Source organism: Candidatus Megaera venefica, assembly GCF_034554655.1.
Classification (GTDB): Bacteria; Pseudomonadota; Alphaproteobacteria; order Rickettsiales; family Rickettsiaceae; genus Megaera_A; species Megaera_A venefica.
Genome location: NZ_JARJFB010000167.1, coordinates 1 through 3,415, shown reverse-complemented (window position 1 = coordinate 3,415; position 3,415 = coordinate 1). Strand labels below are relative to the sequence as shown.

The 3,415-nt window shown below is 33.5% G+C and carries 5 protein-coding genes; 1 reads left to right on the top strand and 4 read right to left on the bottom strand.

Annotation, left to right across the window (positions count from 1 at the left end):
- The coding region (locus Megvenef_RS08165; protein WP_322777454.1) for an ATP-binding protein at positions 1 to 607 on the top strand (607 nt) is incomplete at its 5' end.
- A 76-nt stretch (positions 608 to 683) separates the two neighbouring features.
- Here the strand turns inward: Megvenef_RS08165 and Megvenef_RS08160 are convergent.
- From Megvenef_RS08160 to Megvenef_RS08145, 4 genes are all read right to left on the bottom strand, one after another.
- Positions 684 to 914 (bottom strand): metallophosphoesterase, encoded by a 231-nt coding sequence (locus tag Megvenef_RS08160; protein WP_322777453.1) that lies wholly within the window; start codon positions 912 to 914, stop codon positions 684 to 686.
- A gap of 254 nt (positions 915 to 1,168) precedes the next feature.
- Entirely contained in the window at positions 1,169 to 1,426 is a 258-nt protein-coding gene (locus Megvenef_RS08155) for a PIN domain-containing protein (RefSeq protein ID WP_322777452.1), read from the bottom strand.
- Positions 1,427 to 1,431: 5 nt separating this feature from the next.
- Positions 1,432 to 1,665: an antitoxin gene (locus Megvenef_RS08150; RefSeq protein WP_322777451.1), complete on the bottom strand. Its 234-nt coding sequence runs from the start codon at positions 1,663 to 1,665 to the stop codon at positions 1,432 to 1,434.
- A gap of 68 nt (positions 1,666 to 1,733) precedes the next feature.
- Positions 1,734 to 3,332 (bottom strand): DnaA N-terminal domain-containing protein, encoded by a 1,599-nt coding sequence (locus Megvenef_RS08145; protein WP_322777450.1) that lies wholly within the window; start codon positions 3,330 to 3,332, stop codon positions 1,734 to 1,736.
- Positions 3,333 to 3,415 lie beyond the last annotated feature (83 nt).

The window sequence follows — 3,415 nt, the reverse complement described above, 5'->3', positions numbered from 1 at the left end:
TGATAGTACAGCCTTTTCTCATGGAGAAATGCTTAATTACTCTAACATAGCTAGAGATGTAGGGATAGATTCAAAAACTGTAAAAGAATATTATCAAATTCTAGTAGATACTTTAGTGGGTTATTTAATATATCCGTATACTAAAAAAGTATCGCGTAATATTATTTCTCACACCCCAAAATTTTATTATTTTGATGTTGGAATTGCTAATAGAATCAGCAAAAGAAAACTTGAAACGCTGGGTGGTGCGGAAGCCGGAAGATCACTTGAGCACTATATTTTAATGGAATTAGTGGCTTTTATTAATCTTACTGATTCAGACTACAACTTATATTATTGGCGAACCAATACAAAACTAGAAGTAGATTTCATATTGGCTTATCATACTTCTTCACCTATTCCAATCGAAGTTAAAATCTCTAAGTTGGTTCATAAGTCCGAACTAGTGGGCATAAAATCTTTCATGGAAGAGCATAAAGTAAACAAAGGGTATATTGTATGTTTGGAAACTCATATAAGAAAAATACAAGTAAATGACGACAAAGAAATAATGATAATGCCAGTTAAAGAGTTTTTAGAATATCTTTGGCAAGGAAATTGGCAATAAGGATTAGAGGATTCGAGTGCCAAAAATAGAGGCAAGATCCACGTAGGCAAGCAAATAAGAACGCACAAGTTTTGACTCACAGAATTATCCACAGTATTTGTGCATGTAAGTATGATTCTATGTCACCTGCGTCAGAAATATCTCCTGTATGGATTACTAAATCCGGTCTTATGGCCAAACAATTAATGTGCTCTACAACGGATTGAAGTCTTTTTGCTGTATTTGATTGTGATAAACCCATCCAGTGTTTATCTTTAGCAACTATATGGGTATCGGTTATTTGTGCTATTAATATATCTTTGTTCATGGATTGCTATTCATTGTGTTTTTTCTTCTTTTATGCACAAATATAGTGGATAATTCTGTGAATCAAAGCCCACTTCTTTTTGCTTGTTTGACTCTGTTGCTCTTGCCTCAATTTTTAGCGTACCCAGTTTTCTAACTTTAAATTCTGTATCCTACTAAATTCAGACTCTTTGTTTGTTACCAAAATTGCCTGCTCACAAACTGCATGACTTGCTATTAATAAATCATTATTACCTATAATTGCCCCTTTTTTCTTTAACTCTGCCCTAATCTCCCCATAAAAAAAGCCCAGCTTGCTGAGAAATCTAGCACTTCTAGTTTGCTTAAAACATTATCAAGATTAATTTGATTTTGTTCTTTATGAACGCTATTAGCGACTCCGTACTGTAACTCTGCTAAAACCATGGAGGAAATTGCGATAATATGTTTTTGCTGTTCTAATAATTCTAGTTTCTTTATATAAGAAGCTGGTTTCTTATTGATCATATATATACATATATTGGTATCTAACATATATATCATTTAAAATACTCCCGGCTTTCTTGAGGTGGTAAATCTTTTCTTCCATCTGAAAAGAAGTCATCTGTTGGATTTATTTTTTGAAATAGGTCGCTCCAAGATTTACTTATTGGCTGTAAAACTATTCCTCTACCCAAAGGAACAATACTTACCTCCTTGCCTTCAAATCTAAAGGCTTTTGGTAATCTAACCGCTTGGCTTTTACCCGTCATAAAGATTTTTGCTTTATTCATAAATCCCCCCATTAAGTATATATTGTTTAGTATGTACTATTAGTAAAAAAGATAATAGTTGTTTTTTTTCAGCACTCAAAACCTCTAATTCTTATGCCCATTGCACCAGCAGTTTGTTCAATTGCTTGTTCGTAGTTCCTCTCGATCCAATCTTTGATAAACTCACTTGAGGCTTTTAAGTTTATTTCTTTTTCTTTTTTATCCTCAGTTGCTTCAAGCTTGCTAAACCAACTCGTGTCTATTGCCTCGCCATATATTCCTATTAGAGAGCTACGCACCCTACCCCATAAAGTATTTGGTAATTGCTGCATATTTTGTTTTGTTTTATCAGAGCTTTTGTTCTTGTTTGCTACATTTTGCATAATAAATTCAATTTTTTGGATTGGGTTATATTCCCCATTTTCAAATTTCTCATGTGTTGCTTTTACTTGCGATAATACTTGCTCAAGCTCTCTTTGCGATAATTGCACAGCTTTATGCAAATATATTTTTGCTATATCACCCTCTATAGCAATTGATATATAGGCTTTAAGTAAATTATAGGCTTTTGCTGCTTCCAGCACGCAAGCTAGTTTTTTCTTTAAATGCCACTCAGGTGATACTTGAGCTGAATATTCAATTTCAGTTAAATAGTTTTCGATTTCTTCTGCTCTACTCTCCTCGGAACTCTGGTTTGCTTTAATTTTGAAATTCTCATTACTAGTTTTTACAGCATCCCGCATTTCGTAGCGTAGCGCTGTACTCATGTAACTTAAGAAACCTTTTCTACTGTTGAAAAGCCTATCTGTTAGACGTTTAGACATATCACTTAATATTTCGTTCATCGCATTTAAGCTAAAATCACGACCTGATAGGCTTTGCAGCTGGCTACAATCGGTGGCATTTAATGGGTAGAAGTCTTTTAAGTTCCTTGGTTTAGCACAAATGCTTTGGTTTTTAACTTGATTAAAAGAAGATTGGTTGTCAGAACTTAATTTGTTATTAGTATCGAATAAATTTTGCAATGCTAGTGCGTTATTATTTTTTTCTTCTAAAATTAAGTTTTTTTCTAAGAAACTAGATTCTGATTGAGCTTTGTTAGAAGCGTAAATCATAGATCTATCTTTTTTAATCTTATTCTTATTACTTATATGATGGTTGCACTTGTGCAGAGATGGGGTGGAATTTGAGCTATAAGGACTCATAGGTGAATTAACATGAAAATCATTAGACGATAAGTCGCGTCCTACCCTAATATCAAGCCGAGAATCAGAAAAACAAGAATTAAAAAACTCCGGATCAAGAGTAATAAAAATTCTATTAACCCTGATGCCTTGAGCTAATTCAATATTTTTAACAGTTCTTTTTAAAACACTCTGCTCTTCTAGTCTAACAAATGATCTTCTAACCCGGTCTTTTCTAAAACCGAATTTATTTTCAAAATAATCATAGGAGACACAAAGAGAATTACCAATAAATTTAGGAGAATTGTCACCGTACTGATCCGATGTGCCATTACGATACCAAGCAAGGACATCAGCAAGATTAGTAATTGAGACGAGGTCAGGATTACCATCTTCGTCACAAAATCTTTTGTACCATTGATGAGGCACAATATTGCCCGAAAGTAGATATTTCTTATCACCATTGCATTGCTTAGTTGCAACAGAGTGTGTGTTTATACTCATAATCCTAGTTTTCTCCACAAACGTATGGTAGTAAGATAAGCAGGTATAGTATAAATTTAAATGAAACCACCTATTACATACAG

What these genes read in the sequence shown, in the direction of transcription:
- Megvenef_RS08160 (WP_322777453.1), bottom strand. Translation starts at nt 914, where the DNA reads ATGAACAAAGATATATTAATAGCACAAATAACCGATACCCATATAGTT.
- Megvenef_RS08155 (WP_322777452.1), bottom strand. Translation starts at nt 1,426, where the DNA reads ATGTTAGATACCAATATATGTATATATATGATCAATAAGAAACCAGCT.
- Megvenef_RS08150 (WP_322777451.1), bottom strand. Translation starts at nt 1,665, where the DNA reads ATGAATAAAGCAAAAATCTTTATGACGGGTAAAAGCCAAGCGGTTAGA.
- Megvenef_RS08145 (WP_322777450.1), bottom strand. Translation starts at nt 3,332, where the DNA reads ATGAGTATAAACACACACTCTGTTGCAACTAAGCAATGCAATGGTGAT.